Annotated in this window: 25 protein-coding genes, 2 tRNA genes and 2 pseudogenes; 4 read left to right on the forward strand and 25 right to left on the reverse strand. The window is 66.1% G+C overall.

Translation table 11 applies throughout. The annotated features are described in order from the left end of the window. Window positions 1-15: 15 nt before the first annotated feature. Both EKE94_RS04420 and EKE94_RS04425 read left to right on the forward strand, forming a co-directional pair. On the forward strand, window positions 16-3084 hold the full coding sequence (locus tag EKE94_RS04420) for a type I restriction endonuclease subunit R (protein WP_127905354.1): 3069 nt from the start codon (window positions 16-18) through the stop codon (window positions 3082-3084). Further along, window positions 3071-3811 (forward strand): M48 family metallopeptidase, encoded by a 741-nt coding sequence (locus tag EKE94_RS04425; RefSeq protein WP_127905355.1) that lies wholly within the window; start codon window positions 3071-3073, stop codon window positions 3809-3811. Before EKE94_RS04420 ends, EKE94_RS04425 begins: the two co-directional genes overlap by 14 nt. Here the strand turns inward: EKE94_RS04425 and EKE94_RS04430 are convergent. From EKE94_RS04430 to EKE94_RS04520, 19 genes and pseudogenes are all read right to left on the reverse strand, one after another. Then, a complete protein-coding gene (locus tag EKE94_RS04430; protein WP_127905356.1) occupies window positions 3759-4016 on the reverse strand; it encodes a hypothetical protein in 258 nt (85 codons plus the stop codon). The two genes, EKE94_RS04425 and EKE94_RS04430, sit on opposite strands and share 53 nt — an antisense overlap. Window positions 4017-4055: 39 nt before the next feature. Continuing rightward, window positions 4056-5144 carry an AAA family ATPase gene (locus tag EKE94_RS04435; RefSeq protein ID WP_127905357.1) on the reverse strand — a complete coding sequence of 363 codons (1089 nt, stop codon included), beginning with the start codon at window positions 5142-5144 and terminating at the stop codon, window positions 4056-4058. 1 nt (window position 5145) lies between these two features. Beyond that, entirely contained in the window at window positions 5146-5526 is a 381-nt protein-coding gene (tnpB, locus tag EKE94_RS04440) for an IS66 family insertion sequence element accessory protein TnpB (protein WP_206615005.1), read from the reverse strand. Then, a complete protein-coding gene (locus tag EKE94_RS04445) occupies window positions 5517-5921 on the reverse strand; it encodes a hypothetical protein (RefSeq protein ID WP_127905358.1) in 405 nt (134 codons plus the stop codon). Before EKE94_RS04445 ends, tnpB begins: the two co-directional genes overlap by 10 nt. 90 nt (window positions 5922-6011) lie before the next feature. Beyond that, window positions 6012-6595: pseudogene (locus tag EKE94_RS04450) on the reverse strand (IS5 family transposase); the annotation flags it as partial. 65 nt (window positions 6596-6660) lie between these two features. Beyond that, window positions 6661-7353, reverse strand: a pseudogene (locus tag EKE94_RS04455) (IS5 family transposase); the annotation flags it as partial. Between the two features lie 147 nt (window positions 7354-7500). After that, window positions 7501-7575 (reverse strand) — tRNA-Phe (locus tag EKE94_RS04460). Window positions 7576-7684: 109 nt separating this feature from the next. After that, window positions 7685-7858: a DNA gyrase inhibitor YacG gene (locus tag EKE94_RS04465; RefSeq protein ID WP_127905359.1), complete on the reverse strand. Its 174-nt coding sequence runs from the start codon at window positions 7856-7858 to the stop codon at window positions 7685-7687. Then, entirely contained in the window at window positions 7855-8898 is a 1044-nt protein-coding gene (locus EKE94_RS04470; protein ID WP_127905360.1) for a ribonuclease E/G, read from the reverse strand. The genes EKE94_RS04465 and EKE94_RS04470 overlap by 4 nt, the downstream gene beginning before the upstream one ends. Further along, a complete protein-coding gene (locus EKE94_RS04475) occupies window positions 8895-9527 on the reverse strand; it encodes a Maf family protein (RefSeq protein WP_127905361.1) in 633 nt (210 codons plus the stop codon). Before EKE94_RS04475 ends, EKE94_RS04470 begins: the two co-directional genes overlap by 4 nt. A gap of 1 nt (window position 9528) precedes the next feature. After that, a complete protein-coding gene (gene infA, locus EKE94_RS04480; protein WP_127905362.1) occupies window positions 9529-9747 on the reverse strand; it encodes a translation initiation factor IF-1 in 219 nt (72 codons plus the stop codon). 71 nt (window positions 9748-9818) lie between these two features. Further along, on the reverse strand, window positions 9819-10694 hold the full coding sequence (locus EKE94_RS04485) for a nitrilase-related carbon-nitrogen hydrolase (RefSeq protein ID WP_164870820.1): 876 nt from the start codon (window positions 10692-10694) through the stop codon (window positions 9819-9821). Beyond that, window positions 10691-11269, reverse strand: a complete 579-nt coding sequence (locus EKE94_RS04490) for a GNAT family N-acetyltransferase (RefSeq protein ID WP_127905482.1) — start codon at window positions 11267-11269, stop codon at window positions 10691-10693. The genes EKE94_RS04485 and EKE94_RS04490 overlap by 4 nt, the downstream gene beginning before the upstream one ends. A 2-nt stretch (window positions 11270-11271) precedes the next feature. Continuing rightward, window positions 11272-11670: a nuclear transport factor 2 family protein gene (locus EKE94_RS04495; protein WP_127905364.1), complete on the reverse strand. Its 399-nt coding sequence runs from the start codon at window positions 11668-11670 to the stop codon at window positions 11272-11274. 51 nt (window positions 11671-11721) lie between these two features. Further along, a complete protein-coding gene (locus tag EKE94_RS04500; protein ID WP_127905365.1) occupies window positions 11722-12201 on the reverse strand; it encodes a UPF0262 family protein in 480 nt (159 codons plus the stop codon). Next, entirely contained in the window at window positions 12198-13499 is a 1302-nt protein-coding gene (gene hisD, locus EKE94_RS04505; RefSeq protein ID WP_127905366.1) for a histidinol dehydrogenase, read from the reverse strand. Before hisD ends, EKE94_RS04500 begins: the two co-directional genes overlap by 4 nt. A gap of 6 nt (window positions 13500-13505) precedes the next feature. Beyond that, window positions 13506-13982: a DUF2948 family protein gene (locus EKE94_RS04510; protein WP_127905367.1), complete on the reverse strand. Its 477-nt coding sequence runs from the start codon at window positions 13980-13982 to the stop codon at window positions 13506-13508. Next, a complete protein-coding gene (murA, locus tag EKE94_RS04515; RefSeq protein ID WP_127905368.1) occupies window positions 13979-15247 on the reverse strand; it encodes a UDP-N-acetylglucosamine 1-carboxyvinyltransferase in 1269 nt (422 codons plus the stop codon). Before murA ends, EKE94_RS04510 begins: the two co-directional genes overlap by 4 nt. 62 nt (window positions 15248-15309) lie before the next feature. Continuing rightward, window positions 15310-15537: a hypothetical protein gene (locus EKE94_RS04520; protein ID WP_127905369.1), complete on the reverse strand. Its 228-nt coding sequence runs from the start codon at window positions 15535-15537 to the stop codon at window positions 15310-15312. A 253-nt stretch (window positions 15538-15790) separates the two neighbouring features. Between EKE94_RS04520 and EKE94_RS04525 the strand changes: the two genes are divergently transcribed. Further along, a tRNA-Thr gene (locus tag EKE94_RS04525) sits at window positions 15791-15865 on the forward strand. A gap of 268 nt (window positions 15866-16133) precedes the next feature. Here EKE94_RS04525 and EKE94_RS04530 read toward each other — a convergent pair. From EKE94_RS04530 to EKE94_RS04555, 6 genes are all read right to left on the reverse strand, one after another. After that, the gene (locus tag EKE94_RS04530) at window positions 16134-17846 is read right to left on the reverse strand and encodes a M14 family metallopeptidase (RefSeq protein ID WP_127905370.1); all 1713 of its coding nucleotides are present in this window, start codon (window positions 17844-17846) and stop codon (window positions 16134-16136) included. After that, window positions 17843-18667, reverse strand: coding sequence for an ABC transporter permease (locus tag EKE94_RS04535; protein WP_127905371.1), 825 nt, complete (start codon window positions 18665-18667; stop codon window positions 17843-17845). The genes EKE94_RS04530 and EKE94_RS04535 overlap by 4 nt, the downstream gene beginning before the upstream one ends. Window positions 18668-18671: 4 nt before the next feature. Then, window positions 18672-19598 (reverse strand): ABC transporter permease, encoded by a 927-nt coding sequence (locus tag EKE94_RS04540; protein ID WP_127905372.1) that lies wholly within the window; start codon window positions 19596-19598, stop codon window positions 18672-18674. A 51-nt stretch (window positions 19599-19649) separates the two neighbouring features. Then, the gene (locus EKE94_RS04545) at window positions 19650-21170 is read right to left on the reverse strand and encodes an ABC transporter substrate-binding protein (RefSeq protein WP_127905373.1); all 1521 of its coding nucleotides are present in this window, start codon (window positions 21168-21170) and stop codon (window positions 19650-19652) included. Beyond that, window positions 21167-22999, reverse strand: coding sequence for an ABC transporter ATP-binding protein (locus EKE94_RS04550; RefSeq protein WP_127905374.1), 1833 nt, complete (start codon window positions 22997-22999; stop codon window positions 21167-21169). Before EKE94_RS04550 ends, EKE94_RS04545 begins: the two co-directional genes overlap by 4 nt. Window positions 23000-23448: 449 nt before the next feature. Further along, the gene (locus EKE94_RS04555) at window positions 23449-25485 is read right to left on the reverse strand and encodes an NADH:flavin oxidoreductase (protein ID WP_127905375.1); all 2037 of its coding nucleotides are present in this window, start codon (window positions 25483-25485) and stop codon (window positions 23449-23451) included. Between the two features lie 118 nt (window positions 25486-25603). Here EKE94_RS04555 and EKE94_RS04560 point away from each other — a divergent pair, with 118 nt between their 5' ends. Then, entirely contained in the window at window positions 25604-26251 is a 648-nt protein-coding gene (locus tag EKE94_RS04560) for a TetR/AcrR family transcriptional regulator (RefSeq protein ID WP_127905376.1), read from the forward strand. Window positions 26252-26276 lie beyond the last annotated feature (25 nt).

The raw sequence follows: 26276 nt of genomic DNA on the forward strand, positions 1-26276 counted from the left end.
AACGGAGAGGTCCCCATGAGCAAGATCGGCGAGGCGGAACGCAAGGCCCAAGATAGGGTCATCGACCTGCTCTGTGGTGACAAATCCGGCACCTCGGGCGGCCTCGGCTGGCGCTACCTGGGCGACTGGCAAAAGCGTGAGGGCAACGCCAACATCGAGCCCTCCCTGCTCCGCCCCTGGCTGGAGGCGCGCGGCTATGCGCCCGAGGTCATCACTCAGGCCATCACCCGCCTTGAGCGCGAGGCGCGGATGGAGGGCACCAAGCTTTACGAGGCCAACCAGAGCTTCTACGACATGCTCCGCTACGGCGTGGCCATCGCCCCTGGCCCGGGCGAGGCCCCCGTCACCGTGCGCTTTGTCGACTGGGGCGATGCGGGCGCAAATGACCTCGGCGTGGCCGAAGAGGTCTCGATCAAGGGCAAGGACGCCAAGGCCTGGAACAAGCGGCCCGACCTGGTGCTCTATGTCAACGGTATCGCGCTTGGCGTGGTGGAGTTGAAGAGATCCACCGTGGGCGTGGGGACCGGCATCCGCCAGACGCTCGACAACCAGCGGCCCGAGTTTATTCAGCACTTCTTCACCACGGTGCAGATCACCTTTGCGGGCAATGACAGCGAGGGGCTGCGGTATGCCCCGATCAAGAAGCCGCAGCCCTATTGGCTGGCCTGGAAGGAAGAGAGCGAGATCTCGGCCCGGCTTGACCGCGATGTGACCCAGATGATGGCGCCGACGCGGTTCCTAGAACTGATCCACGACTTCACGTTGTTCGACGCGGGCATCAAGAAGATCGCCCGCCCGAACCAGTACTTCGCCGTGAAGGCCGCACAAGAGCGCGTCGGCTCGCGAGAGGGCGGGATCATCTGGCAGACTCAAGGCTCGGGTAAGAGCCTGATCATGGTGATGCTGGCACGCTGGATCCGGGAAGCGTTCCCGGATGGCCGTATCCTGGTGGTCACCGACCGCAAGGAGCTGGACAGCCAGATTGAGGACGTATTCGGCAATACCGGCGACAAGGTGCGGCGCGCGCGATCAGGCAACGACCTGATGGCCGCACTCGCCGATCCGACGGATCGCATCATCTGCTCCCTCGTCCACAAGTTCGGCAAGAAGGAAGAGGGGGAGCTGGAAAGCCTGATCTCCGATATCCAGAACGCCAACATCGGTGCGCCCAAGGGCGAGTTCTTCGTCTTCATCGACGAGGCGCACCGCACCCAGTCCGGCAAGCTGGCCAAGGCGATGCGCAAGGTGCTGCCCAAGGCGATGTTCATCGGCTTTACCGGCACGCCCCTGCTGCGGTCCGACAAGGGGACTTCGCTTGAAACCTTCGGCCCCTACATCGGCAAGCCTTACCGATTTGACGAGGCAGTCGAGGACGGCGTGGTGCTGGACCTGCGGTATGAAGCCCGCGACATCGACCAGAGGATCAGCGCTCCTGAGAAGATCGACGCCTGGTTCGAGGCCAAGACAAAGGGGCTGACGCCGATCGCTAAGGCGACGCTCAAGCAACGATGGGGTACACTTCAACGTGTGCTGTCGAGCCGTGACCGGCTGGAGCAGATCGCCAACGATATCATTCTGGATATGGAGATGAAGCCGCGCCTGAACGCGGGCATGGGGAACGCCATGCTTGTGGCGGGCTCCATCCCCGAAGCGTGCGAGCTCTTCGAGATATTCCGGAAGTCCGGGTCAATTTTGGCCGACAAGTGCGCAATCGTGACGTCCTACAAACGCGCCGCCCCGGAAATCACCGGTGAAGAAACCGGCATGGGCGAGACCGAGAGACAGCGCGTCCACCGAGTCTACACCGAGCTCTTGGGCGATACGTCGGAGGAAGAGTACGAGGAAGAGGCGCTACGGCTGTTCAAAAAAGAGCCGGGGCGGATGAAGCTGCTGATCGTAGTGAGCCGACTGTTGACCGGCTTCGATGCGCCGACGGCCACCTATATCTACATCGACAAACAGATGCGGGACCATGGGCTGTTTCAGGCGATCTGCCGGGTGAACCGCTTGGACGGGGATGACAAGGATTTCGGCTATATCGTCGACTACAAGGATCTGTTCCGGAACATCGAAAGCGCGGTGGACGACTATACGTCCGAGGCATTCGATGCCTTCGACAAGGAGGATGTCGAAGGCCTGATCACGGATCGTGCCGAGCAGGCCGATACGGATCTGCGGACGGCGCGCGATGCCTGGCTTGGGCTTCTCGATGCGGTCGAGCAGCCTAAGGGCGATGATGAGCTCTTCGCGTATTTCTCCAGCCCCGAAGGCATCGAAAGCGATCCGGACGCGGAAGAGAAAGCTCGCCGCCGCCAAGCGCTTTACAAGTTGGCGGGGCGCTATGCGCGTGCCTACACGAACGTCGCCGCCGAACCGGACGGATCGGGCTTCAACGAGCTGGAGCTGGCGGAAATGCGCAAGGAGGTCGAGCATGCCATCGGCGTCCGCGATGCCGTGCGGCTCCACAGCGGCGATGCCGTTGACATGAAGCTCTACGAGCCGGCCATGCGCCACCTGATCGACAATTATATCAGGGCCGACGACTCTCAGGCCATCTCTCACCTGGATGACATCAGCCTGATTGACCTGGTCGAGAGCAAAGGGGCCCAAGCCGAGGATGATCTTCCGGCGCCCTCCAAGCGCAAGCGTGAGAACGTCGCCGAGGCGATCGAGAACAACGTCAGGAAGCTGATCATCGACGAAACACCGGTGAACCCAAAGTTCTACGAGAAGATGTCAGAGTTGCTGACTGACCTGGTGGCGCAGCGCCGAAGCGGCGCGATCGAGTACGCCGAGTATTTGGAGAAGATCGCGGAGCTGGTAAGGGTCGCGAAATCCGGGCATGGCAATACCTATCCTGAGAGCATGAAATCGCCCGGGCAGAAGGCGTTGTTCGACAACCTGGGACAAGATGAGGCCCTAGCGCGCCGGGTCGACGAGGCAGTACGGGCGACTGCCCCCCACGGGTGGCGCGGTCATACGATGAAAGAAAAGAAAGTCAGACGCTGCCTGGAAGCTGAGATTTCGGATCCCGACACTGTGGATACGCTACTGCAGATACTGAAGAACCATGGTGAATACTGAACACCACATCATCGGAGGAACGCCGGTCGAGGTCCGCTGGAAGGCGATCAAGAACCTCCATGTCGGTGTCTATCCGCCTGTCGGCCAGGTCAGAGTTGCCGCCCCGCTGAGCGTCAGTCTCGATGCCGTCAAGCTGGCTGTCCTCACGAGAATGGATTGGGTTCGTCGCAAGCAAGCCCGTTTCCTCGCTCAGGAGCGCCAGACGCAACGGCAGTACGTCTCCGGCGAGACACACTTCGTTTTTGGCCGGCCTCTTCGACTGGATGTGATCCATTGGGACAAGAAGGTCCACCGGATCGAACTCATCGGCAGTGACCGGCTCCGCTATTCGGTGCCGGCAGACACAACGCCTGCAGTACGCAGGCGTTGGCTGGAGAATTGGTACAAGGCTCGCCTGAGGGAGCACGTGGCTCCACGGCTCGAGCATTGGTCATCGCATTTAGGCGTTGCCACCGAAACCTGGGGCATCCGGCCCATGAAAACGAAATGGGGCAGCTGCAATCCGGACAAGAAAATCGTCTGGCTTAATCTCGAGCTCGCCAAGAACCCCGTTGGGGCGATTGAGTACGTACTGCTGCATGAGCTCGCCCACCTGATATCGCCGCGCCATGATGAGCGTTTCATCAAGGTCCTTGACGACAATATGCCGAAGTGGCGCAGCATACGCGACGAGCTCAATCAGTATCCGCTTGCTGCGTGGGAAGATCTGCAGACTTTGGCTCGGTGACGTCGTCGCTCGGCCTGTCGGTTGCGCGCGATTTTTCCAGGGCCTGCCGCCGCAGCTCCATTCCCCGTTCCACAAATCGCCGAACACGTTCCGGATCTGGTTCGACATCTCGTATCGAAGAGCGGTAGGCGATGGTGACCTGGATGGCGCCAACGATGCATGCGCCGATACCAAACACGACGAAGATGATCTCGAACTCAATCACGAAGCCGCCTCCCTAGTGTGATGAGCGCGTGAAATCGGTTCAATGCAACGTGGGGTGACATTCGAGATCAGCTGCCCTTTGCAGCACCCGTGCCGCAGTTCTCAGACTCGGTTGGCTCGCCTGGCCGGCACGCTTGAAAGCTTCGACAGCGGCGTCCAGGGCCACGTCGCTGGTGCCCTGCCTGCGCCCTTCGCGCCAGATGAACATGACCAGTTCGTCAGTCGTTAACGCTCGTAGGGATATCGGTGGGCATCTGCTCAGAAGCGGCTCGGGCAACGCGTGGTAGTTGTTGAATGTCAGGACCCAGATGACCCAGCTCATGTCGAACTTGACCTGATAGAATGGGCAACTCCAGCTTCGTGCGGTCAAGGGCTCCAACAGGGGTAGCAGCGCCTCCGACAGTCCGAATGCGCGGCCTGACATGGACGTCGCAGTCCCAGACTTCTCGACCTCATCAACGACCATGACCGGATTGCCGACATGTTCCATAAGGATCGTGGAAATGAGACGCCCGAGGCCGGCGCTTCCCCATCCACGCTGGGACCCGACGACACCGAATGAAGCATTTTCATTCGTTGCCTCGATAACGGTCGTGGGTACGGTCAAGAGGCGGCCAAGACGCCGCGCCCAAAAGCTCTTGCCAATCCCGGGAGGGCCATCGAGCAGGATGGGCGGCAGGCGAAGACCTATGGTGCCTTCTCTTACCGACCTGCGCATGGCCCTCCAGACCTGTTCGGTCGCGGGCCCCATCCAGGGCATTTCATCGTGAAGGGCCGCCGCGATTTCGTCCGCTTGGTGTTCGGTCTTCACCGTCGCAAGCCGAACGCCGCCTGCCAAGGCGGTCAATCGCTCCCGTTCATCCCTCTGCAAATGGCCCATCCCTGACGCTTCCTGGCGGCGTGCAATAAGCTTCTTGACGCGTTTCTGGATCCTGCTCCTCTCGAGATGGGTTATCCTCGTCTCATGCAATTCCTGATTGTCAACTCCAAGCAGTTCGACTTCATGCGCCGGCTGGTCGACCTGGCCACTTCGCAATAGCCGCAGGTGCTTGATGAAGCGCTTTTCAAGGTAGTCAGCGGTCTGCTCGACGGGAAAGATCTTGCACTGAATGAAAGGGATCGTCGCCATCTCACTCGACCTCCGCTCTTGTTTTGTTGAAAATGGATGGGTGGTGATAGGCGGCCGAAACGACGCGGCGCCAATCGATCCCTTCAAAGAGCGCTTCAAACTGTGCCTTCGTCAGGGTCATCGTCCCGTCGGAAAGTTTGGGCCAGACGAAGCCTGCGCCTTCGATACGCTTGTAGATCAGCACGAGGCCGGTGCCGTCCCACATCAGGACCTTGATCTTGTCACGACCCTTCGAGCGGAAGACGAAGAACGCACCGGAGAAGGGATCGAGTTCGAAATTGGTCATGACGTAATTGGCCAAGCCATCCATCCCCTTCCGGAAGTCGACAGGGTGAGTGGCCAGATAGATACGATAACTGCTGGACGGCGCGATCACTGACACTGCCCCGCAACATGGATCAGCTTCAGAAGGTCTGCTTCGTTGATGGACAAAGGAAATTGTAGGCAGATCCCGCCCACGTACAGATGAGCAGAGCCGGCTGAGCCATTGCCTGCAGTGGTCGTTTGGGGCGCCGCCGGCGCGACAGCCGGTTCGACTGATATCTGCGCGAAGGCTGGCCCATCGACGGAGATCTTTTCGCCTCGCTCTCGCCGATCAGCAACCCACCACTTTCTCACCAGGCATTCGTGGGCATCCAGCTCGGCGGCGACATCTCCAGGTGACATGCCATCTTCCCGAAGGCGCCTGGTCGCCTCGCGTTTGAGTTCGCTCGGCCAAATCCTTTTGCCCGACGGGGAGGTCCGGATCTTGAACCCCCAGACTTCACGTTCCGCCATAGTCGCCTCCGATCGTAGTTCGGATGCAGACTAGCGGACGACAGGTGGTCAGGTTTAGAGGGCAATCAGGGGGTCAGATGCAACGCTTACCTTTCGACCGGGGATACAGGCGCGTATGCCCTTGCTCTGCAACGCTTCCCTGAACCAATCAGCGTCGTAGCCTCGGTCGCCGAGCAACCACTCGACATCCGGCAAGCTGCTGAGCAGCGCCCGCGCGCCGATGTAATCGCTGACTTGTCCTGCTGAGACGAAGAAATTGATCGGACGGCCCTTGCTGTCGCAGATGGCATGCAGCTTCGTGTTCATACCGCCCTTGGTGCGACCGATCAGGCGGCCACGCCCCCCTTTTTTACGCCCAGGCTGGACGCCGTGCGATGAGCCTTCAAGTAAGTCGCATCAATCATAACAGTCTTCTCCTCGTGGTCCTCGCCCGCCAACCCCGCCAGCATCTGAGCAAAGATGCCCTTCTCACTCCACCGCTTCCAACGATTGTAGAGTGTCTTGTGGGGGCCGTATGCGGCAGGAGCATCGCGCCACCGCAAGCCGTTACGATTTATGAAGATAATCCCACTCAACACGCGCCGGTCATCGACGCGCGGCTTGCCATGCGACTTCGGGAAGTAGGGCTCCAGGCGCGTCATCTGCGCATCGTTCAGCCAGAAGAGATCAGACATATCACCGCTCTGTTTTGGCGCGGTGAATCATCTCACGCAGCTCAAATCAATGGGTCCTGAGCCTAGGCGGCCTGGGAATCCGCATTCCAGGCGCGACCGTTTTTGCGGATCGGGATGCGCGCTTCGGCCCCTCGCTCGTTAATCGCGACAAGGCATCGCCTGGTGTCATAGGCACCGTCGGCCGTGACCGAGCCGATCTCTTCATGCTCGGGAAGTTGCGCCAGCAAATCCGGCAGCATCGGGCTGTCGCCTTGCCGACTGGACGTGAACTCGACGGCCCGGACATCGCCGGTCTGCCGTCCATGCCAATATGGACCTTGCGCCACTGCCTACGACGCGAAGCACAATGCTGGCGCGCCTGCCATTCGTCGTCACCGCGGAACTTGATGCCGGTGCTATCAACAGGCAGGGTCACGGGGCCGTCCGAGCGGCGATAGGGGAAATGCACGGCAAGCGGGCCTGGCGCCGGCAGAGCGTGGAATAGTCCGGAACGGGCGAATCCAGCCCCGCCATCTCGATCAGGCTGGCAACAAACCCGACAGCTTGTCGTAACGGCAGGCCGAACAACACCTTCAGCGTCAGGCAGGTCTGAATCGCGCTCTCAGAGAAGGTCTCGGGATGACCGCGCTTGCCGATCTTCGCTGCATGCCAAGTCATCGCGGGTCTAACCAGATCGAGAGAGACCCGCGTCGGCGCAGAGCGGCATTGTAGTCGGGCCAGTCCGTCGTGCGCCAGCGGGGAGAGGGGGGCTTCGGCATGGTCGGAAGCTAACGGTCAGGATTCACGACGTGAATCCGTCTCACCGATAAGTGCAAAAACGCCCAAACTCACAGAAAAAAGCGTCAAACCCTGACAAGGGGAGCTCATCAGATGACTAAAATCAATTTACTTTCTATGAATTTAAATGGTGCCCGGGGGCGGAATCGAACCACCGACACGAGGATTTTCAATCCACTGCTCTACCCCTGAGCTACCCGGGCACGGGTTCGCGGGCTGGCCGTTTCTGGCCTGTCCCGCTGGGGTGGCGACCTTCTAGACCCCGCATCGGGGGGTGTCCAGAGGCTCGGCGCCAAAAAAACGCCGCCCGGCCTAGTGCCGCTGCGGAAGCGGCGCGGCGGAGGCGGCATCCTCCTCGCCCTCCTCCTCGCTCGGCACAGCATAAGATCCGGTCAGCCACCGCCCGAGGTCGATATCGGCGCAGCGACGCGAACAGAAAGGGCGATACTCGTGCACCGTCTCACGGGCGCAGATCGGACAGATCATGAGAAAACCTCCTTCGGCAGAAGCGTAGACAGCGGCAGACGGTCGCGGCGGCGCTGGAGTTCGAAAAGCCCCAGGGGGGTCCACCCGGCCAGCACGGTCTCGACCGGGTCCGAGCGGAAGGCGGCCCGCAGGATCTGTTCGAAGTTCCGCCGCTCCTTCTTGGCCAGCGGCGCAAGATCGATGACAATCTGTCCGCCCAGGCCCCGGCAACGAAGCTCGGCCGGAAGCCGGCGGGCCATGGCGATGTCGGCCTTGAGGCCGGCGGCGAGTGACGTGTCACCCCCGGTATTCACGTCGACGGCCACAAGCGCGCGGGTCGGTTCGATCCACAGATGGCCGCCCCCGGGCAGATCGACGCGCGGCGACAGGCAGCGCGCGACCAACTCCTCGGCACCTGTGCGGGCCAAGGACCCCGGCCCCTCCTCCAACGCGTCGGGCGTGGGCCAGTCGCGCCACGCAAGCTCATGCGCGCCGGGGCCGTCGGCCAGAAGCTCGGCCCCCTTCCCGGGGTCACCCAGGACCCGGTCGGCAAGGTCGGCCATCGCCGCGATGTCGGCGGCGATTTCGTCGTCATCCGCCGTCTCGCTGGCCGATCGCAGGATCAGGCCGGCGCCCTCGGGCAGCTCCTGCCCGGAGGCGATCTCGAGCAGCGCGACGCGCCGCTCTTCGTCGCGGATGGCGCGGGACACGTTGATCCCCGGCGCACCGGGCGTGACGATCGCATACCTGCTTTTGAACAGAAGCCTGCGCGCGGCGGTCGCGGCCTTGCCGTCCATCGCCCAGCCCTGGACCTGCACCAGCAGGCTTTCGCCCGGCTTCAGCCCCTTGCCGTCGCGCAGGTAAAGCATCCCCTCGGGCAGGCGCAGCATCGCCCCGCCCTGCCCCGTCATCGCCCTGTCGACCGTCGCGCGGGCGATCGCCCCCGGCCGCAGGGGCGTGTCGGGCGCATCGACCAGCAGGTCCTCGATCTGACCGTCCTCGATCAGCACCGCGATATCGCGATCCGCGACGTGGTCCAGCACGACCTGTCGGCCCTTCATGTGTTTTCTCCGGCGATGGCGCGGGCGACGGGATAGCCTGCGGCATCCAGCAGCTGCGCGGTCTCGTGAAGCGGCAGGCCCACCACCCCGGTGAACGAGCCCTGCATCCACGGCACGAAGGCGCCCGCGGGGCCCTGGATGGCATAGCCGCCGGCCTTGCCCTGCCAGTCGCCGCTGGAAAGGTAGGCGTTAACCTCGGTATCCGAGAGAGATTTCATGCGAACCGTCGACACGGAATCGCGGGTCCAGACCCGGCCACCCCGCCGGACCGCCATGGCCGTGATCACGCGGTGGCGCCGTCCGGACAGGGCGTAAAGGAACGCCGCTGCCTCGCCCGCATCGGCCGGCTTGCCCAGGATACGGCGGCCAAGCGCGACCGTCGTGTCGGCGCACAGGACGATGTCGTCATCCTCTGCTGGCACGGCAGCTGCCTTCTCCTGCGCCATGCGGGTGCAGTAGGGGCGCGGCAGCTCGGCCTTTGCCGGCGTTTCGTCGATGTCGGGGGCGCGGATGTCGTCCGGCACGATGCCGATCTGCGCCAGAAGCTCGCGCCGCCGCGGGCTGCCCGATCCGAGGATCAGGCGCGGGCGCGCGGTCTGGGCCCCTTGGGCCCGGGCCTCGTCCGCCACCTTAGCGGAAGCGATAGTTGATGCGTCCCTTGGTCAGATCGTAGGGCGTCATCTCGACCTGGACCTTGTCGCCTGCGAGCACGCGGATGCGGTTCTTCCGCATCTTGCCTGCCGTATGCGCGATGATTTCATGGCCGTTTTCCAGCTCGACCCTGAACGTCGCATTCGGCAGGAGCTCCTTCACGACGCCGGGAAATTCGAGCAGTTCTTCCTTGGCCATGTTTACTCCTGAGTGCGTTATCCCGCCTCTGGGGGCGAGCGGCCCTTAAATGCGCCCAATGCGCAAAGGTTTCAAGGCCTTTGACACAGAACGCTTGGCGGACGGGTTCGGTTCGCCCGGCTTTGTTCGCCCCAATGCCCCGCCACATCGACTTCGCCCGCGCCCCGACGCGCGGCGATGGCGGGCATATCGACGTCATGGATCAGCCAGCCCGGCCTGTCCGCCTCGGCCTCGGCCAGGACACCGGTTTCGGGCCAGCCGGTGTCGGGGGGGGCGTAGATCCCCGCCTGCCCGCGGTTGACGTCGATCACCGCGCAGCCGTCCACCCGCCCCAACAGGGGGGCAACCGCCGTGACCGCGCCGCCCTCCAGCGCCCGGGCCATGGCGGCGACGCGCAGCCGGGACGCCCCGTGGCGCGTTTCGGTGCAGGCGGGCAGCAGCAGCAGATCGGCGCGCAGCGCGGCGGCCAGCGCGGGAAATTCCGAGTCGTAGCAGACCAGCACGCCGATCCGCCCCAGGTCTGTGTCGAAGACCGTCAGCGGATCGCCGGGGGTAAGCGGCGTCTCGGCCCGTTCCCACGGCGTCATGATCTGCTTGTCCTGATGCGCCGTCGCGCCATCGGGCGCAACCATGTGGGTGCGGTTGATCGCGCCACCCGGCCCCGTGGGGCAGGAGCCCACCAGGATATGCGTTCCCGTCTCGCGGGCCAGCGTGGTGCAGAGGTCAAGCAGAGCGGCCTCGGCCCCCGCCGCGCGGGCATACCAAGCCCTTACGTCGCGCGGCGCGGGCGTGCCGATCAGCGCGGCCTCAATCCCGGCATATTCGGGAAAGACCAGAAGATCGGCCCCCTGCCCGACCGCATCTTCAACCCAACCGCGCAGCTTGGCGGCAAAGGCGTCCCATGTCGGGTGCCATTCGGGCGCGTATCCCGCGACGGCCAGCCTCACAGCGGCTTGGCCCACAGCGTCATCGGCTTCTCCGTCTCCTCGGCCTGCCCCAGATCGCGCCACGCGAACCGCGCCTGCGGCGCATCCAGCGGGGCATAGCCGCGCCGCCGCCAGAAACCGTCGAGCGGGCGATACTCTGCGGGGCGCGCGGGATGGTCGGCGGGGCGGTCCACGGCGGCAAAGACCGACAGCCGCCGCCCCAGCGCGCGGGCGTGATCTTCGCGCGCATCGAAAAACGCGTGCCCGGCGCCCTGCCCGCGATAGGCCGGCAAAAGGACGCTTTCGGCACAATAGAAGACCTGCGCGGGGTCGAGCCCGGCAGCCGCGAGCGGGCGCGCGAAATCCTCGGCATGCGCCTCCATCGGGGTGCCGGTCGCGGCGCCCACCAGCCGGGTCCCGTCGCGGGCGGCAACGACGATCGCCCCCGGCGCGCGGTAGGCTTCGAGGTACCGGCGTTCGTAGGCGCGGTCACCGTCGTAAAGGTAGGGCCAGTCGCGGAACACCGCGATCCGCAGGCCTGCCAGATCGTCGAGAACCGGCGTGACCGCATCACCCGTCAGCACCTGATACTCCAGCGTCACAGGTTCACCTGTTCGATCCAGTCGATCAGGTTGTAATGCGTGGAAACGCGCGCGATCCCGTCGCCCCGCACCTCGAAGAAGCTGCCCACGGGCAGGACGTAGCGCTGCCCGCGGGCGGCTGGCAGGCCGTCCTGCGTGGCCTTGTAGACGCCGTTGATCGTGAACTCCGCGGCATAGCGGCCGGGCTTGTCGCCCTCGAAGATGACCAGAGACTCGACCCGCTCGGCATAGGCCTCGGCGGTTTCGCCCAGAAACCTGCGAAAGGCGTCGCGGCCATGGCGCACCTCGCCCTGGTTGACGTGGTGCGCGACATCCTCGGTGACGAGCGCGGCCATGCCATCGGCGTCGCCCTCGTTGAAGGTCTTGAAATAGTGGCGAATCAGGTCGCGGCTCATCACGGGGTCCTTTCGGCTGGTGAACTCTGGACGGAACGCGCGGCGGCGGACCTAGGTGCCCGCCTGGATCGCGCAGATCAGGGTAAAGAGCCGCCGCGCGGTGGCGAGATCGAGCGTCACGCGCCCGGCCAGACGGTGCTGCACGAGGCGCGCGCCCTCGGTATGGATTTCGCGCCGGGCGGTGTCGATCGTCTCGATCCGGGCGGGCGGCAGGCTGTGCACCGCGTCGTGGTAGCTGTCGCAGATCTGGCGGTAATCCTTGGCGACCTGCCGCAGCGCGTCCATCGACAGGTGCTGGCGGACCAGCGGCTGCCCCTCCGCGTCCGCAATGTCGAACCACAACCGCCCCTCGCTGCGCGACAGAACCAGGCGGAACCCGTCGCCCGGCAGCGGCGCCCCCGCGGGATCGAGCGGCACGAAGCTGTTGGCTTCGAGCAAATCGAAAATCGCGACGCGCCGCTCCTGTTCGGTATCCGCATCGGCGGGTGGCAGTCCCGCCGCATCGACCCGGATGTCGACCAGCCGGGTCATTCGTTCAGCCGGTCGAGCCTTGCGCGTACCGACGCACCATGCGCGCCCAGACCTTCCGAGGCGGCCAGCGTCTCGGCAGCGGGGCCCACGGCGGACAGCGCCCCGGGCGTCATGCGGGCCATCGTCGTGCGTTTCATGAAATCGAGCGCCGACAGACCCGAGGAAAATCGCGCCGAGCGGGCGGTGGGCAGCACGTGGTTGGGCCCGCCGACGTAGTCGCCGATCGCCTCGGGCGTCCACTTGCCCAGGAACATCGCGCCCGCGTGCTGGATGTTGGCGGCCAGAACGTCGGGGTTGGCGACGCACAGCTCCAGGTGCTCGGGCGCGATCTGGTCGGCCAGGGCCGCCGCTTCGCCCAGGTTGCCGACCTCGATGATCGCGCCGTTGTCGCGCCAGCTGGCGGCAGCGATCTCGCGCCGCTCCAGCCCGTCCAGCAGGCGGTTGACCGACTCGGCCACCGCGGCGCCCATCTCGGGGCTGGTGGTGATCAGGATCGACTGGGCGCTTTCGTCGTGCTCGGCCTGGCTGAGAAGATCCAGCGCGATCCAGTCGGGATCATTGTCGGCGTCGGCGATCACCAGGATCTCGGACGGGCCCGCGATCATGTCGATGCCCACGCGGCCGAAGACGCGGCGCTTGGCGGCGGCCACGTAGGCGTTGCCGGGGCCCGTGATCTTGTCCACCGGGGCGATGGTGCTGGTACCATAGGCCAGCGCGGCGATCGCCTGCGCCCCGCCGATGCGGTAGACCGTATCGACCCCCGCAAGACGCGCGGCGTAAAGCACCAGCGGGTTGACCGCGCCGCCGGGCGTGGGGGCGGTGATGACCAGCCGTTCGACGCCCGCCACCTTTGCCGGGATCGCGTTCATCAACACCGACGACGGGTAGGATGCCGTTCCGCCCGGGACGTAAAGCCCCGCAGCCGACACCGGCCCCCAGCGCCAGCCCAGCGTCGCGCCGGCGTCGTCCTTCCACTCCGCATCCTCGGGCAGCTGACGGCGGTGGTAATCGCGGATCCGCTCGGCTGCGAGGTCGAGCGCCGCGCGCTCGGCCGGCGGCACCTGCGCGCACTGGGCCTCGATCTCGTCCTCGGTGAAGGCCAGCGTGTCGGGCGTCAGCGTCAGGCGGTCGAAGCGGCGCGTCAGTTCGATCACCGCGTCATCGCCGCGGGCACGGACATCGGCGATGATCCCGGCGACCGCGTCGTCGACATCGGGACTGTCTTCGCGCTTCGAGGTCAGGAGCGCATCGAACTGCGCATCGAAATCGGCGTCGGAGGTCGAAAGATACTTGGGCATGGCAACCTATTCCGGGTGGCGCGGCCGGGCGCCGGATGGCGCGCGGTAGGGCCGCGTGACGTCGCGCAGAAGGCATTCCAGCGCCTCGACCTCGATCCTGATCGCGCCGTCGCCGGCCAGCGTCAACACGATGTGGCCCGAGGGCGCGTCGGTCTCTTCCCACGACAGTGACAGGACCGACAGGATCTGGTCGGGGTCGGCGCGGTCTATGCCCTGCACCTGCACGCCCAACACGTTCTCGACCACCAACATGCTGCGGATCCGTTCGGGCCCCTCGCGGCGCAGCGCGGCCTCCGACAGCTCCCACCGGAACCGGTTGGCCAGCAGCGCAAAGCGCCGCGCGCCCTTCTGCCACGCCATCTCGGAGACCGGCAGGACGGCATCCTGCAACAGCGCCGAGATCGCGCCCAGGTCCTCGGCATCGAAGGCGGCGAGCCGCAGCGGGCGGTCGCCGCCCTCCTCGAAGCGGGCGTCTTCGCTCATTCCTCGCGGACCCTCTCGATGCTGGCGCCGCAGGCGCGCAGCTTGTCCTCGACCCGTTCGTAGCCGCGGTCGAGATGGTAGACCCGGTTCACCCGCGTCTCGCCCTCGGCGGCAAGCCCGGCCAGGATCAGCGACACGCTGGCGCGCAGGTCGGTGGCCATCACCGGCGCGCCCTTCAGCCGCTCGACCCCGGTGACGGTCGCGGTCCCGCCCGAGACGTCGATCTTGGCGCCCATCCGCGTCAGTTCGGGGGCGTGCATGAAGCGGTTCTCGAAGATCCGCTCTTCCAGCACGCTGGTGCCTTGCGCGGTGCAGAGCAGCGCCATCATCTGCGCCTGAAGGTCGGTGGGAAAGCCCGGGAAGGGTTCGGTTTCGACGTTCACCGCCTTGACCCGCCCGTTCTTGCGAGAAACCTTCACCCCGCGCTCTGTCTGCTCGACAGAGATCCCGGCCTCGTCGAGCTTTTCGCAGAAGGCCCCGACCAGGTCGATCCGGCCGCCCAGGCACTCGACCTCGCCGCCGGTGATCGCGGGAACCAGCATGTAGGTGCCCAGCTCGATGCGGTCGGTCACCACCGGGTGGGTCGCGCCGTGCAGCGCGTCGACCCCCTGCACGGTGATGGTCGAGGTGCCTTCGCCCTCGATCTGCGCGCCCATGCGACGCAGGCACTGCGCCAGGTCCACGATCTCGGGTTCGCGCGCGGCCTGCCGGATCTCGGTCGTGCCCTTTGCCAGCGTCGCGGCCATCAGCACGTTCTCGGTGGCGCCGACCGAGACGAGGGGAAACTCGACGATGCCGCCCTTGAGCCCGCCGGGGGCCTTGGCATGCACGTAGCCGTCGCGCAGGTCCAGCTCGGCCCCCAGCGCCTCGAGCGCGCGCAGGTGCAGGTCCACGGGGCGCGCGCCGATGGCGCACCCACCCGGCAGCGACACCTTGGCCTGCCCCATCCGTGCCAGCATCGGCCCGAGGACCAGGATCGAGGCGCGCATCTTGCGCACGATGTCGTAGTGGGCCGTGAGGTTGTCGATCGAATGCGACGACATCGCCAGCACACGCCCGCCTTGCAGCGACGAGACCTCGGCGCCCAGGCTTTGCAGCAGCGCGGTCATCGTGGCGATGTCCGACAGGCGCGGCGCGTTGGTCAGCGTCAGCGGCTCGTCCGCCAGCAGCGTCGCCGGCATCAGCGTCAGACACGCGTTCTTGGCCCCCGCGATGGGGATTTCTCCGCGAAGCTCGGCTCCGCCCTTGACGATGATCGAATCCATGTGCCTGCCCTTATCGTCTCGAAACTGCCGCGCGAAGTTGCCGTATCTAGCCCCCGCGCCTGTTATGTGCTGCGGCCCGGATCGTCGTCCGGTGCCGCGTCCTGTTCCCCGGGGCCCGCCCCCGCCTCGCCGTCCTGCGCCCCGCGGGGTGCAGCGGCGCGGCTGCGGGCCTGCGCCTTGCGTCGGCCGAGGTTGGCCTTCAACGCGGCCTTCAGACGGTCGGCCCTGTGCTGTGCGCCGCCCGCTCCGGTCTTGCCCTGCCTGTCGTCGGAGCCTGAGCCTTGTGTCATGGGGCCTGTCTAGCGCAGCCATCCGCCGGGGTCCAGAATCCGCCGCGCGTGTCGGCGGCATGGCAGGCCTCTGCCGACATCCCCGGCCCGGCGCGCCGCCATTGCAGGGTGTCGCGACGAAAACAGGCGGATTTCCGTCTTGCGCCCCGCGACGCATCCGTCTATTCACCCGCCACGCACCGCAGGACGGCCCCGCACGGGACGGTCGGGCGGCGCAAAGGCCCCTCTCCGCCGCGGCGGATCGACGAGGCAGGCTGCCGTAGCTCAGGGGTAGAGCACTCCCTTGGTAAGGGAGAGGTCGAGAGTTCAAATCTCTCCGGCAGCACCATTCACCAGGTCCGACGTTCCCGCACAGCGCCCGTGGCGCATTCAAGGTTTGCCGGTGATGGGCAGGGCCTTCGCCCCCTTGCAGCGGATGACGCAGCGCCGCCCGGTGGCCCTTCGGGCTCATAAAGGGAGCCAGACCAGGTGAGGCGGACCCACCGTGCGGATCGGCCCACCCGGCCAAGCCCACCCATCATGCAGGCAAAAGACGCCCTGCCCTATGGCGCCCCCGCCGCCCGGTACGAAAACCGGATGACAGCAGGGTCGGCGCGTCAGGCGTCGGCGCGGCGCTCCAGCAAAGCGGCTACGGCGCGGACGACACGATACTGGCCTTCCTGCGCGATGCGGAAATCCTCGCCATAGATCGTCTCGTCCGCGGCTTCGGTAATCAGGCTCACGGGGTAACCCGGATCACCCTCGGCACGGCGGGTGATCGGGATGCATCCCGCCTCGACCTCGAAGGCGCGGCTGGCGACGTACCGGTCGTAGAGGTTCAGCATCCGCCGGTTCTGCGCCGCCAGGTCGGGGAAATCGGCAAGCGCCTGGACCGCAGCCTGCGCCACCTCGGCCGCCAGAGCCTCCTCCGCCGGATCATAGCGCAGGATCAAAAAGAACCCCTTGGGGATCGTCCACTGGGCAAAGCCGTCGGGAATGTAGCCCGACAGTGGCCGGGTCCATTCATGCGCCGGATAGCCGTGAAGGTTCACATGTACCGGCGCCGCCAGCCGGGCACGCGCCAGATCGCGGATCGCGCTTTCGTGCCGCCCTGCCCCGTGGCTGAGATCCGCGCCGCTGGCCGTATAGCGCGCCGCGTGATGCATGTGGTTGGGGTGAATCGCGCAAAGTTCGCGAAACAGCGCATAGCCGTCGGGATTCTCCAGCGGATTGACGGTGAAGCTGACGCGCCCCTCGGCAGCCAGATCGCGGGCCGCCCGCAATGCGCCGACCATGGGCGAGCTTTCGTTGGGATGCTGCCCGGCCGAGATCGCCAGCCGCGCGGGGCCCGTGCCCTCGATCATCCGGCCCGACACCTCGCGCCCCTGCCGCGACCGGCAGGCATAGGGCGTGCCGCCGAGTGCTGCCAGATGGGCCGCGATCTCGGACGGCATCAGCCAATGCGTCGCGGCATCGAGCGACGGGCGCCCGCCCCGGTCGCTGTCGCGGTCGGGCGCCGCCGCGGCCAGACGCATGGTGACCGACGGCGCCGCACCGACACGGATCCGCGGCACCACCTGCCCCAAGCAGACAGAACGTTGCCCGGGGTCCAGCCCCAGCCGCGCGCGAAAGATCTCGAGGCTGGCGAAATAGATCTCCTCGTGCAGCGCCTCGGCCAGCGACACGGTCTCGCACCCCACGGGCAGGACCATGTCCTCGGCCGGGACCGTCGCGTCGATCTCGAGACGGTCGAAGAACGGGCCTTCGGGTTCGTCGGGCGTCAGCGGATCGAGGGGGAGCGCCGCGATCACGCCGCAGATCTCGTCGAAAAGCCGTTCGTAGTCGGTGTAAAGCGGCGCCTCGCCCCCGTCCCGCATCGCGACCAGGCCGCAGCCCGCCAGAACGGGCCGCCCGTCGGCGCCGTCGCGCCAGCGAACGGGCACGCGCACGCGGTGCTGTCCCAGGTCGGTCTCGATCTCGTAGGCCGCGTCCTCGGCCGGATGCTCTGGCTGGGGCTCGAACCGGATCTCGCAGCCCTCGACCAGCGCATGCAGAGGGTAGCATTCCAGGCGGAACCTGTCCGCATCGGCGCCCGCCACCACGGGATAGCGGATCACCGCGCGGGTGGCGCCCTCAAGCAGGCCGTCCTCGACCACGTCGTGCAGCAAGGTCTTGTAGGCCGAGCGCACGCGCAGGGCCCGGCCCCGTGCCTGCGCGCGCCGTTCGGCGGCGCGGCGGTCGGTGACGCTGTCGAAGGTCCAAGCCGTCGCCGCGTTTTCGGGCAGCGTGTCGAGCGTGCGCGGCAGGGTCAGATTCAGCAAATCGGTCATTTGGTCTGCCCCAGCGGATCCAGCCGGTCGCGCAGCCAGTCGCCCAGCAGGTTCAGCCCCAGCACGGTCATCATGATGGCGAGCCCGGGAAAGATGGTGACCCAGGGCGCGGTCTGGATGTAGTTGCGGCCGTCGGCCAGCATGCCGCCCCAGCTGGGGATCAGCGGGTCGATGCCCAGTCCGAGGAAGGTCAGGCTGCTTTCCAGCAGGATGTTGTTGGCCACGTTCAGCGTGCCCAGGATGACGAGCGGCCCCATCGCGTTGGGCAGGATGTGCACGAAGAGGATGCGCAAATCGCCCAGCCCGTAGCTTTTCGCCGCCTGCACGTATTCGGACTGGCGCAGCGACAGGACCGAGCCGCGGATCAGCCGGGCGTATTGCACCCATTGCGCGACGATCATCAGGATGATGATCCGGTCGAGCCCGGGACCGATGATGGCGATGACGGTCATCGCCAGCAGAATGAAGGGCAGTGCAAGCTGGATGTCGGCGAAGCGCATCAGGAACATGTCCCACGGCCCGCGGTAGTAGCCGGCGAAAAGCCCGATGACCGTGCCGATGACGACGGCGCCCAGGGCCGAGACGATGCCCACGAAGAACGAGATCCGGCCGCCCACGACGACGCGGGCCAGGATGTCGCGCCCCAGCGGATCGGTGCCCAGGGGATATTCGGCGCTGGTCAGGGGCGGGGTCAGTCGGGCGACCAGGTCCTGCCCCATCCCGCCACCGGGAAACAGCAGGGGCGACAGGATCACGGCCAGGCCCATGATCCCGGTCAGGATCAGGCCGGCGGTGAATTCGAAGCTGCGGAAGGCTCTCATTGGATCACTCCAGCCGGATGCGCGGGTCGAGCGCCATGTAGACCAAATCGACGATCAGGTTCACGAGGACGATCATGATCGCGAGGATCGAGATGACGGTTTGCAGGATGGGATAGTCGCGCTGCGAAATCGCCTCGACCGCCAGTGTGCCCATGCCGGGCCAGTTGAACACCAGCTCGACCACCACGAGCCCGCCCATCAGGGTCCCGAACTGCAGCCCGAGGTAGGTGACCAGCGCGATCGACGAGTTCCGCAGCGCGTGCTTGTAGATCACCGACCGTTCGCTCAGCCCCTTGGCGCGGGCGACCATGATGAACTGCGCCGACAGCACCTCGAGCATCGTGGTCCGCACGATGCGCAGGTTGGTGGCGGTCAGGATGACGCCGATTGTCACGGCCGGCATGATCAGCGAGGCCGGGCCGGTCAGCCCCGAGGCCGGCAGCCAGCGCAGCGTGACCGAGAAGATCAGGATCAGCATGATGCCGAGCCAGAAGTTCGGGAACGACAGCCCCGCCAGCGACAGCACCCGGATCACCTGGTCACCGAAGCTGCCGCGGTGGCGCGCGGCGTAGATCCCGAGCGGGATCGAGATGAGCAGCGACACGATCAGCGAGGTCATCGCCAGAAGCAACGTCGCCCCCAGCGCGCCGGTGACGATGGGCGCGATGGGACCGCGGAAGAAACTGTTGCCCAGGTCGCCCGTGAAGAGGCCCGAGACGAAATCCCAGTACTGGACGAGGAACGGGCGATCCAGCCCGAGCCCTTCGCGCACGCGCGCCAGGTCGTCGGCCGAGACGTTGGCGCTTTCGCGCAGCATCATCACGGCGGGGTCGCCCGTCAGGCGGATCGCGAACGAGATGAAGAGGGTGACCACGAAGAGGACGAACAGGGCCTGCAATCCCCGCTTCGCGATGAAGCCTATGACTGGCATGGCTGCTCCTGCCGGTGGCCGGCGCCGGAAGAACCGGCGCCGGGTGGGGGGTTACTGGTCCGAAAGGCTGACGCTGTTCAGGCGCAGCCGCTTGTCGGGGGCAGGCACGAACCCCTCGACCCCGTCGGCGACGGCATAGACCGTCTCTTCGTTGTAAAGCGGGATGTGGTACGCCTCTTCATGGGCGAGACGGGCGATCTCTTGCAGGATCTCCTCGCGCTCCGCCTGGTCGGTCGAGTTGCGTTGCTCTTCGAGCAGCGCGTTCATCTCTTCCGAGGTGCCGTAGGGGTTCCACTTTTCGCCTTCGTGGTAGGACAGGTACGCGGTGTTGTCGAAATCGAAGGTCCAGCCGCCCCAGCTGAACTGGTACATCTCGTTGGTCCGACCCTGCGGGACGATCTCGTTCAGGAACACGCCGTCCTCGATCGGGTTCAGCCCGACCTTCAGGCCCACGTTCGCGAAGAAGCCGGTCAGCGCCTGCGCGACCTCGTTGAAGGTCGAATTGCCGGCCCGGTAGTCGATGGTCATCTCGGCGCCCTGCGGCACGCCGGCCTCTTCCAGCAGCGCCCGCGCCGCTTCGGGATCATAGGCGTAGCCTTCCATCTCGGGATCGTAGCCGAAGGACAATTCGCCCTGAAGACTGTCGATCGGCTGGCCGCGTCCGGCGAGGAAGGCATCGATCAGCGCCTGCTTGTCGATCGCCATGTTCAGCGCCTTGCGCACGCGCAGGTCCGCGGTGGCCGCGGGCTCGACGGTCTTCAGCGCCAGAGAGTAGATCGTGGGCCCGGGCACCGACACGATTTCGAGGTTGCCCGCGGAGTCGATCGTCGGCACGGCCGAAAACGCCACGTCCGCCATGATGTCGACCGCGCCCGACTGAAGCTCGGCCAGCCGCGTCGCGTCTTCGCGGATGAAGCGGAAGACGAGGCCGTCGACCTCGGGCACGCCATCGAAATAGTCCTCGTTCGCGGACAGCTCGACCTGCGCGCCCTGGGTGTAGCTTTCGAACTTGAACGGGCCGGTACCGACCGGGTTCATGTCGAATTCTTCCTCGCCCACTTCCTCGATGTAGTCGGGCGGCACGATCATCGCGCCGTAGCCGGCAAGCTTGGTCAGCATGACCGGATCGGGCTGCGCCATGTGGAAATCGACGGTGTAGTCGTCGATGATCTCGACATGGTCGATGGTGGTGTAGTTCGATTGCTGCGGGCCGGTGCCACCGACCTCGCCCAGAAGACGGTCGAAGGTGTACTTCACCGCCTCGGCGTCGAAGGGTTCGCCATTGTGAAAGCTGACGCCTTCGCGCAGCTTGAAGCGCAGGCGCATGCCCTCGTCCAGCACCTCCCAGCTTTCGGCAAGCCCGGGCTGAAGGTCGAGGTTCTCGTCACGGCGGACAAGGCCGTCGTAGATGTTGCTGGCGACCGATCCCCAGGCCACGAGGAAGGTGTCGACCGGGTCCCAGTTCTGCGGGTCCTGCCGCTGCGCGACGGTCAGGATGTCCTGCGCCGCGGCGGGCGCCGCGAGGCTTGCGCAGATCCCTGCGGCGAAGACGGTGGAGAGATTGAGTCTCATGCTTGGATACCTTCCTGCAGTGCTTTTTCGAACAGATGATGGTCGTCGGCCAGGATGTGGCCGGGCGCCACCTCGATGAACCCGTGGCTTTGCAGCGGCGCATCCACCGCACGCACGGGGCTGGGGATGTCGCGCCCCAGTTCGACACGCTTCGGCGGCGTCTCGGGGTCGAGCACGGGCACCGCCGCCAGCAGGCGACGCGTGTAGGGATGCTGCGGGTTCTCGAAGATCTGCCGGCGGGTGCCCATCTCGACGATCTCGCCCAGGTACATGACGGCGATGCGATGGCTGACCCGTTCGACCACGGCCATGTCGTGGCTGATGAAGAGATAAGCGAGCCCCCGCTCGGCCTGCAGCCGCATCATCAGGTTCAGCACCTGCGCCTGCACGCTGACGTCCAGCGCCGAAACCGCCTCGTCCGCGATGATCAGCCCCGGCTCGACCGCCAGCGCCCGGGCGATGCAGATCCGCTGCCGCTGGCCGCCCGAGAACTCGTGCGGAAGCCGGTCGGCATGGTCTGCCGACAGGCCCACCGCCTCGAGCAGGTCCGCCACCTGGCCGTCGGGATCGCGCAACAGGCCGTGCGTGGCCATGGGTTCGGTCAGCGACTGCTTGACCGTCCGGCGCGGGTTGAGCGATCCGTAGGGATCCTGGAACACGTACTGGATTTCGCGCTTGAACCGCTTCCGCTCGGCCTCTTGCAGGGCAAAGATGTCGGTGCCGCGATAGAGCACGCGCCCCGAGATGGGCTGGACCAGCTGCTGCAGAGTCTTGCCGACCGTCGATTTGCCCGAGCCGGATTCGCCCACCAGCGCCAGCGTCTCGCCCGGCACGATGTCGAAGCTGATGTTTTCCGCGGCATGGACGCGGTGCGTCACCCGGCCCAGGAAGCCCGAGGTCAGGTCATAGCGCGTGGTCACGCCCTCGAGCTTGACCAGAGGATCGCCATACTTCGGCGCGGGGTGGTCGAAGGCCGCGTCGCCCTCGCCCGTCAGGGCGAAGGGCTTCGGCGCGTCCGCGCCCTTCATCGCGCCGATCTTCGGCACCGCCGCCATCAGCGTGCGGGTATACTCGGCCTGCGGCGACAGGATCACGTCACGCACCGTGCCGGTCTCGACCGTCTTGCCGTGGCGCATCACGACCACCCGGTCGGCCATCTGCGACACCACGCCCATGTCATGGCTGATGAAGATGACCGCGGTTCCCAGTTCGTCCTGCATGTCGCGGATGATCTGCAGGATCTGCGCCTGGATCGTGACGTCGAGCGCGGTCGTCGGTTCGTCCGCGATCAGCAGATCGGGGTGGCACGACACCGCCATCGCGATCATCACCCGCTGCCGCATGCCGCCCGACAACTGGTGCGGATACCGCCCCAGCTGGTCGCGCGCGTTGGGCATGCGCACGAGGTCCAGAAGGCGGATCGCCTCGGTCCGCGCATCCTTGCGTGACAGGCCGCGATGCAGGCGCAGCGCCTCGGATATCTGATCGCCGATGGTGAAGACCGGATCGAGCGAGCTCATCGGTTCCTGGAAGATCATCGCGATACGGTTGCCGCGCACCCGGCGCAGGGTGGCATCGTCGGCCTTCGTGATCTCAAGCGGACCGGTCTCTTCGTACAGCGTGATTCGACCCGAGGTGACCGAGCCGCCGACATGCCGCAACAGCCCCATCGTCGCGAGCGAGGTGACGGACTTTCCCGACCCGCTTTCGCCCACGATCGCGAGGGTTTCGCCCTTGCCGACGCTGAACGAGAGGTTCTGGACCACGGATTTCGGACCGAACGCGATCGACAGGTCGTCGACCTCAAGCAACGTCCCCGTGCTGGCCATGCGCTACCCCTTCTCAAGACCCAAGGCGGAGGTTCGTAGGTGCTACGATTTCAGGCGAAGCACAAGTAACGGGCACCCGGGCGCGGCCGCGCCCCCCGGTCAGCCGCCGCCACACGCGGCCCAGTGACGCCCAGGCACGGCGAGTGGGCGGGAAATGCGGGGCTGTATCCAAAGGTCCCTCGGCCGACACAAAGCAACCCTGAGGCGCTTACGCAAACCCGAGGATACCCGACGAATTGCATACAAGAATATGATCTTGTGCGACACTCCGCCGCAACCCAAGTCCAAGGTGCATCGAGATCGCGCGCCCTGCCCTGCGCGGGCGGCGTCGGACTGTCGCCCGGGCCGCGCCGCCACGCCACTTCGCCGATGCATGGTAGAGCGGCAGCGCGGCGCCCGGGCAAAGGCGGCACCCGCCCCCGGACTGGTTGGACCGGGGGCGGCGCGGATCAGATCGATTTGACCAGGCGCAGCGCGTCGTAGATCGCCGCGTGGGTGTTGCGCGCGGCCACCGCATCGCCGATGCGGAACAGCTGGTAGCGGCCCTCAGGATTGCGCGTGATGTTTTGCGGGTTGCCCGCGACCAGCGCCTCGTAATCGACCTCGCCCAGGTTGGTGGAGCCGGGACGCAATTCGAAATACACGTCGTCGAGCGGGCGCGTGCCATGATTGACGACGACCTGATCGACATGCCGGTCGGGGCCCTTGCCGCCGTAATCGCTTCCGACCGACGCGCAGAGCGCGTTGCCGTCGCGCCGGACGGCGTCCAGCCGCCAGAGCACGGAAAAGGTCACGTCGCGCGCCTGAAGCTCGCGCACCGCAGGCGTCAGCGACATCGCCATGACCTCGGACGCAAAGCCCCGGTCGCGGGTCATGATCTCGACCCGGGCGCCGGTGGCGGCGATCTTCTCGGCCGCCTGCAACGCGGCATAATCGCCCGCGTCGTCGTAGATCAGCACGTTCGATCCCGGCTGTGCGTCGCCCGACAGGATGTCCCAGGCCGACACGACCAGATCGTCGCCCGCGCTCAGAACCTCGGTATGCGGCAGACCGCCCGTGGCCACGATCACCACGTCGGGATTTTCCTCCCGCACCGTGCCCGCGTCGGCGAAGCTGTTGAAGCGGAAGGTCACGCCCATGCGTTCGCATTCGGCAAAGCGCCACTGAATCAGCTGCATCATCTCGTGCCGCCGCGGCGTCTGCGCCGTCAGCCGCACCTGCCCGCCGGGATCATTCGCGGCCTCGTGCACGATCACCTCGTGCCCACGCTCGGCCGCGACGCGCGCGGCCTCAAGCCCCGCCGGGCCGGCGCCGAGGATCACCACCCGACGCGCCGTTTCCGCGGGGACGGCGACATGCGGCTGCTCCAGCTCGCGCCCCGTCGCGGCGTTGTGCAGGCACAGCGCCATGCCGCCCTGATAGATCCGGTCGAGGCAATAATTCGCGCCGACGCAGGGCCGGATGCGGTCCTCTTCGCCGCGCATGATCTTGGCCACGATATGCGGATCGGCCATATGCGCCCGGGTCATCCCCACCATGTCCAGCTTGCCGCTGGCGATGGCATGCCGCGCGGTCGCGACATCCTGGATCTTGGCGGCATGGAAGGTGGGGAATTGCGTGGCCGCACGCACCTCGCCCGCGAAATCCAGATGCGGCGCGCTGCGCATGCCCTGCACCGGGATCACATCGGTCAGGCCCGCGTCGGTGTCGATATGCCCTTTCACGACGTTCAGGAAATCGACCAGACCGCTATCCTTGAGCCGGCGCGAAATCTCGAGACCGTCGTCGCGCGACAGGCCGCCCGGCAGATCTTCGTCGCCGGTGTAACGCACGCCCAGCAGGAAATCCTCGCCGCAACGGTCGCGGATCGCCTTGAGCGTCTCGAAGGTGAAGCGCAACCGGTTGTCGAGGCTGCCGCCATAGGGGCCGTCCAGGTCGTTCGTCAGCGGCGACCAGAACTGGTCCATCAGGTGCCCGTAGGCCTGGATCTCGATCCCGTCGAGCCCCGCGGCCTTCATCCGTTCGGCGGCGCTGGCATAATCCTCGATGATTCGGGCGATGTCCCAGTCCTCGGCCAGTTTTGGGAACGCCTTGTGCGAGGGTTCACGCTCGTGCCCTGCCGACACGACGGGCAGCCAGTCGGCCTTGTCCCACCGGGTGCGGCGGCCAAGATGCGTCAGCTGGATCATCACCGCGCAGCCGTGGTCGTGGCATTCGTCGGTCAGCTGCTTCATCCAGCCGACGACCTCGTCCTTCCAAGCCAGGATGTTGTTGAAGACCGGCGGGCTGTCCCGCGCCACGCTGGCCGATCCGGCGGTCATGGTCATCGCCACGCCGGCCCGCGCCCGTTCGGCATGGTAGGCGCGGTACCGCTCCTTCGGCATGCCGTCCTCGGGGTAGGCGGGTTCGTGGCTGGTGATCATCAGCCGGTTCTTCAGGGTCAGGTGCTTGAGCTGGTACGGCTGGAGGAGCGGATCGCTGGTCATCAAGATCTCCCTTGCTGACCCGAGCGATTCCACAGAATGTGCAGTTGCGTCAAGTTCGCGTTCATCGCTGTTCATTTCAGTGTTGCGATCCGGGGCGCGGCGGGGATACACACCGCCCATGGGCGAGACCGTGGATAACAGCGACGACGCGAAGGGCTGGCGCGGCTCGCGCGAGGTATGGCTGGACGCGGCGCGCACGGCGTTTCTGGAAAACGGCATCGACGCGGTGAAGATCCAGCCGCTGGCCTCGGGGCTGAACCTGTCGCGCACCAGTTTCTACTGGTTCTTCAAGGACCGCGCCGCGATCCTAGAAGCGCTTCTGGACGACTGGGAGGCGACGAACACCGCGGCACTGGTCGCCGGATGCGAGGCCTATGCCGACACCATCGCCGAGGCGGTTCTGAACCTGCTCGCCGTGTTCCTCGACGAAAGCCGCTTCGTGCCGCGGTTCGACCTCGCGGTGCGCGGCTGGGCCCACGGCGCGACGGCGGTGATGGACAAGGTGGCCGAGGCCGATCTGCGCCGTCTGGCCGCGATCCGGGCCATGTTCGCCCGATTCGGATACGCGGCCGAAGAGGCCGATGTTCGCGCCCGGACGATCTATCTGGTGCAGATCGGCTATATCTCGATGCAGACCCGCGAAAGCCGGGCCGACCGGCTGGCGCGGATTCCCGCCTACGTGAAGACCTACGCAGGCCAGCCCGCGACCGAGGCCGAGCTTGCGCGGTTCCGCGCCCACTTCGCCGACCTGCCCGACCCCGCCTAACCCGCCGGCGCCACGCCCCTTCCCC

The sequence above is a fragment of the Mesobaculum littorinae genome, from assembly GCF_004011175.1.
Lineage (GTDB): Bacteria > Pseudomonadota > Alphaproteobacteria > Rhodobacterales > Rhodobacteraceae > Tranquillimonas > Tranquillimonas littorinae.